This is a genomic window from Streptomyces sp. NPDC006197, from assembly GCF_040613865.1.
In the GTDB taxonomy this organism is placed as follows: domain Bacteria; phylum Actinomycetota; class Actinomycetes; order Streptomycetales; family Streptomycetaceae; genus Streptomyces.
The window spans coordinates 1-4,372 of sequence record NZ_JBEXSZ010000268.1 but is presented as its reverse complement, the minus strand read 5'-3'; the positions used below and the strand labels follow the sequence as shown (position 1 = coordinate 4,372).

Genomic DNA, 4,372 nt, shown 5'->3' with positions numbered 1-4,372 from the left:
GGGCGCAGGAGCCTAGGCCCGGCAAGGGGCGCCGTTCCGTTGTGCCCACCCGTTCCGCCCCAGCGGAACAGTTGCCCACAACGGGGTGGGCGGGGGCACCGCCCCAGCGGAACAGTTGCCCACAACGGGGGTGGGCGGGGGCACCGCCCCGGCGGAAGCGACTGCCCACAACGGAGGGCGCGAGGGTGGGCACCGCCCCGGCGGAACGGGCGCCCACAACGGGGGCGGGCGCAGGCCCGGTGGGGTCAGAAGGCTGGGCGTTCCGGGTCCAGGTGGGCCTGGCCCGTGGTCGGGGAGGACGCGGAGGCGAAGTGCCGGCGGGGAATGCGGCCCGCCCGAAAGGCCAGACGGCCCGCCGAGACCGCGTGCCGCATCGCCGCGGCCATCAGCACCGGCTCCTGCGCCCGCGTCACCGCCGACGCCAGCATCACCGCCGCGCACCCCAGCTCCATCGCGAGCGCCACGTCCGAGGCCGTTCCCGCGCCGGCGTCGAGGATCACCGGGACCTCGGCCCGTTCGACGATCAGCTGGAAGTTGTGCGGGTTGCGGATGCCGAGTCCGGAGCCGATGGGGGAGCCGAGCGGCATGATCGCCGCGCAGCCCACGTCCTCCAGCTTCCGGGCCAGGACGGGGTCGTCGTTGGTGTAGGGGAGGACGACGAAGCCGTCGTCGACCAGGGTCTCGGCCGCGGCCAGGAGCTCCTCGCCGTCCGGCAGGAGGGTGCGCTCGTCGGCGACGACCTCCAGCTTGATCCAGTTCGTGCCGAGCGCCTCCCGGGCCAGGCGGGCGGTGAGGACGGCCTCGCCCGCGGTGTAGCAGCCCGCCGTGTTCGGCAGGACCCGGATGCCGAGGCGTTCCAGGACGGAGAGGACCGAGCCCTGGACCGTGGGGTCCAGACGCCGCATGGCGACCGTCGTCAGTTCCGTACCGCTGGCGGAGAGGGAGCGTTCCAGGACGTCGAGGCTGGGGGCGCCGCCGGTGCCCATGATGAGGCGGGAGGAGAACTCCGTACCGCCGAGGGTGAAAACGTCGTCGGACATTCCGGTCAGCCTCCCTGCACCGCGGTGAGGACCTCGACCCGGTCGCCCTCGCCGAGCAGCGTGGTGGCCCATTCGCCGCGCGGCACGACCGTCTCGTTGAGCGCCGCCGCGACGCCCGAGGGGGCCGTGGTCAGGGTCGCCACGAGGGCGTCCAGGGAGAGGGGGCCGGAGAGCTCGCGCGCCTCTCCGTTCACGGACACGGTCATGGACACGTTCATGCGGGCTGCTCCTGACGTACGGGAGGGGCGGGGGAGAAACGACGGGGGGTGAAGGGGCGCGCCTCGTCGGGGAGGGCGCCGGTGGTGAGCGCCTCGGCCATGGCGTCGCCGGTGACGGGGGTGAGCAGCACCCCGTTGCGGTAGTGGCCGGTGGCCAGGTGCAGGCCGGGCAGGGCGGTGGGGCCGAGCAGCGGCGCGTTGTCGGGGGAGCCGGGGCGCAGTCCGGCCCGCGTCTCGGTGAGCGGCAGCTCGGTGATGCCCGGGACGAGCTCGTGGGCGTCGCGCAGCAGCTCGTACACCCCGCCCGCCGTCACCGTGGTGTCCCAGCCGAGCTCCTCGCTGGTGGCGCCGACGACGAGCTCGCCGTTCTCGCGGGGCACCAGGTAGACGTGGCTGCCGCGGACGACGGCGCGGACGGTGCGGGAGAGGAAGGGGGCGTACGCGGGCGGCACCCGCAGCCGGAGGACCTGGCCCTTGACGGGGCGGACCGGCGGCAGCACCTCCTCGGGCACGCCCGCGAGCCGCCCGCTGAGGCTGCCCGCGGCGAGGACGACCTGGTCGGCCGTCAGCTCCTCGCCGTCGGTGAGCACGGCGCCGCGCGCCCGGTCCCGCACGACCGTGAGCCGCTCCGCGAGGGTCCGGTGGAAGACGACCCCGGCCCGTTCGCAGGCGCGCAGGAGCGCGGCGGCCAGTCGGCGCGGGTCGACCTGGTGGTCGCCGTCGACCCGCAGCCCGCCCCGGACGCCGGGCGCCAGCATCGGTTCGAGCCGGCGGCACTCGCGGCCGCTGAGCCATTCGGAGACGAGCCCGCAGCGGGTCTGCAGGGCGTGCAGTTCGCGCATGTGGGCCCGGTCGTCGGCGTCGAGGGCGACGGCGAGGGTGCCGCAGGCGCGGTAGCCGACGTCGTGGCCGGCGGCCTCCTCCAGTTCGGCGGCGAACGCGGGGTAGCGGGCCGCGGAGGCGAGGTTGAGCCCGAGCAGGGTCTCCTCGCCGTAGTGGAGTTCGGTGACGGCGGCGAGCATGCCGGCCGCGACCCGCGCGGCCCCGCCGCCCGGGTCGGGGTCGACGACGGCGGTGCGCAGCCCGCGCTGCGCGGCCCGCCAGGCCGTGACCAGGCCGATGATGCCGCCCCCGACCACGAGGACGTCGGAGACACGGACGTCGGACACATGGACACGAGAAGAACGCATGGGCGTCCAGCCCCTCCCTTCGCCGGCATGACCCGGATCAGGTTCGTACGGTCGGAGGCCGTCCCAGCCTCCCTCTCAGCCCGGTGCGTCCGGACTCCCGCGAGTGCTTTACGCCCGCCAGACTAGCCCGCGCCGCCGGGGGCCGCAGACCCCTCCCTCACCACCCCCCTATTCCTGACGATTCGTCAGATGCGTAAGGTGGTCGGGTGAGCGAGCAGAAGCAGGCCCAGCAGCACGTCGTGATCGTCGGCGCCGGAATGGCGGGCGTCCAGACCGCCGTCGCCCTGCGCGAGCAGGGCTTCACCGGCCCCCTGACCCTCATCGGGGCCGAACCCCACCAGCCCTACGACCGGCCGCCGCTCTCCAAGGCGATCCTCCTCGGCAAGGCCGAGGACTCCGCCTTCGAGATCGACTTCGAGGACCTCGACATCGAGCTCCGGCTCGGCCTGGACGTCACCGGACTGCGCGCCGCCGACCACGAGATCGACACCGAGGCCGGACCCGTCGCGTACGACACCCTGGTCGTCGCCACCGGCGCCCATCCCGTCACCCTGCCCGGCACCGAGGGCGTCCCCGGCGTCCATCTGCTGCGCACCCTCGACGACGCCGTGCGCCTCGGGCCCGTCCTGGAGCGCCGCCACTCCGTCGTGGTCGTCGGCGCCGGCTGGATCGGCGCCGAGTTCGCCACCGCCGCGCGCGAGGCGGGCTGCGCCGTCACCGTCGTCGAGGCCGCCGACCGCCCCCTCGCCGGAGCGCTGCCCGCCGAGGTCGCCGCCCCCATGGCCGAGTGGTACGGGGCGAGCGGCGCCGAACTCCTCACCCACGCGCGCGTACACACCGTCGAGCCCGGTGCGCCCGGTGCGCCCGGCCGCGTCGTCCTCGCCGACGGCCGTGAGCTGCCCGCCGACGCCGTCGTCGTCGGCATCGGCGCCCGCCCCGCCACCGGCTGGCTCACCGGCTCCGGCATCGCCCTCGACCCGAGCGGCGCCGTCACCGCGGACGACCGGCTGCGCACCTCCCTGCCCGACGTGTACGCCGTCGGCGACTGTGCCTCCTTCCCCTCCGCCCGCTACGGGGAGCGGCTCCTCGTCCACCACTGGGACAACGCGCTCCAGGGGCCCCGCGTGGTCGCGGCGGCGATCACCGGCGCCGCCGACGTGCCGTACGACCCGGTGCCGTACTTCTGGTCCGAGCAGTTCGGCCGCTTCGTCCAGTACGCGGGACACCACGCGGACGCCGACGAGCTGCTGTGGCGCGGCGACCCGGCCGACGAGGCCTGGTCCGTGCTCTGGCTGCGCGCCGGCGTGCCGGTGGCCCTCCTCGCCGTCGGCCGCCCGCGCGACCTGGCGCAGGGCCGCAAGCTGATCGAGGCCGCCGCGCCCGTCGACCCCGAGCGCGCCGCGGACCCGTCCGTCCCCCTGAAGGCGGCAGCCCGGTAGGGTCCGACTACCGGCTGTCAGTCCGGGATGGCAGGCTTGTCCTGTGACCGAGATTGACGTAAAGATCGATGCTCTCGTCCCCGCCTGGCTCAACCTGCCCGAGATCGCGGAGATGCTCGATGTCGAGGTGACGCGCGTGCGGCAGCTGGTCAAGGAGGGCCAGCTCATCGCCGTGCGCCGCGGACCGAACAACGCGCTGTACGTGCCCGCCGCCTTCATCCAGGGCGACAAGGTCGTCAAGGGTCTGGTCGGGACCCTGACGCTGCTGCGGGACGACGGCTTCACCGACGAAGAGATGCTGGAGTGGCTCTTCACTCCGGACGAGAGCCTGCCGGGCACGCCCGCGCAGGCGCTCAACGAGAACCGCGGCACGGAGGTGAAGCGCCGCGCCCAGGCGCTCGCCGTCTGACGCGCCCGCGCCGACGTACGCACGTACCGAAGACACCACCAGCCGGTGCCGCGGCGCCCGCCCCTCACCCGGGGGC

At 74.8% G+C, this 4,372-nt stretch carries 5 protein-coding genes and 1 riboswitch; of the genes, 2 read left to right on the top strand and 3 right to left on the bottom strand.

What is annotated here, in order from left to right; all coding sequences use genetic code 11:
- Positions 1-245 precede the first annotated feature (245 nt).
- From ABZ318_RS39140 to thiO, 3 genes are all read right to left on the bottom strand, one after another.
- Positions 246-1,040, bottom strand: coding sequence for a thiazole synthase (locus ABZ318_RS39140; RefSeq protein ID WP_356907179.1), 795 nt, complete (start codon positions 1,038-1,040; stop codon positions 246-248).
- Between the two features lie 5 nt (positions 1,041-1,045).
- Positions 1,046-1,258 (bottom strand): sulfur carrier protein ThiS, encoded by a 213-nt coding sequence (gene thiS, locus ABZ318_RS39135; protein ID WP_356907178.1) that lies wholly within the window; start codon positions 1,256-1,258, stop codon positions 1,046-1,048.
- Complete coding sequence (gene thiO / locus ABZ318_RS39130; protein ID WP_356907177.1) at positions 1,255-2,448, bottom strand: glycine oxidase ThiO; 1,194 nt, start codon at positions 2,446-2,448, stop codon at positions 1,255-1,257. The genes thiS and thiO overlap by 4 nt, the downstream gene beginning before the upstream one ends.
- Positions 2,446-2,559: riboswitch (TPP riboswitch) on the bottom strand. Its footprint overlaps the gene before it by 3 nt.
- 95 nt (positions 2,560-2,654) lie before the next feature.
- Between thiO and ABZ318_RS39125 the strand changes: the two genes are divergently transcribed.
- Together ABZ318_RS39125 and ABZ318_RS39120 are read left to right on the top strand one after the other, a co-directional pair.
- Complete coding sequence (locus ABZ318_RS39125; protein WP_356907176.1) at positions 2,655-3,887, top strand: FAD-dependent oxidoreductase; 1,233 nt, start codon at positions 2,655-2,657, stop codon at positions 3,885-3,887.
- A gap of 43 nt (positions 3,888-3,930) precedes the next feature.
- On the top strand, positions 3,931-4,296 hold the full coding sequence (locus tag ABZ318_RS39120; protein ID WP_030693433.1) for an Rv2175c family DNA-binding protein: 366 nt from the start codon (positions 3,931-3,933) through the stop codon (positions 4,294-4,296).
- Positions 4,297-4,372 lie beyond the last annotated feature (76 nt).